Annotated in this window: 1 protein-coding gene; it reads left to right on the top strand. The window is 49.7% G+C overall.

All coding sequences use genetic code 11. The features are described from left to right. Positions 1 to 306 (top strand): transposase (locus KKC1_RS15150; protein WP_143288784.1); only part of this gene is annotated, 306 nt, incomplete at its 5' end. Positions 307 to 358 lie beyond the last annotated feature (52 nt).

Below are 358 nucleotides of genomic sequence, written 5' to 3'. Positions count from 1 at the left end.
AACCACAATGCCCTTGCTAAATTCGCGGGCCTGACCTGGCGGCAGCATCAGTCCAGCAAGTTTTCTGCCGAGGACATCCCCCTCACCAGGTCCGGTAATTATTACTTACGATACTACCTCATTGAAGCGGCTAATTCCGTCCGGGTGCGGGAGCCGGAATATGCCGCGTTCTACCGTAAGAAATTTACTGAAGCCAGGCATCATCACCATAAGCGCGCCCTGGTCTTGACTGCCCGCAAGCTCGTACGCATGGTCTTCACGCTGCTGAGTGAGGGCCAAATTTATCGGCCAAGGAGGTTAGGATAAATACTCTTTATCAATTTACTTTTACTGTTTGAGCTGGTATTTTCTGTTTTAA

Source organism: Calderihabitans maritimus (assembly GCF_002207765.1).
GTDB classification, from domain to species: Bacteria; Bacillota; KKC1; order Calderihabitantales; family Calderihabitantaceae; genus Calderihabitans; species Calderihabitans maritimus.
This window is presented reverse-complemented; position numbering and strand designations above follow the sequence as displayed.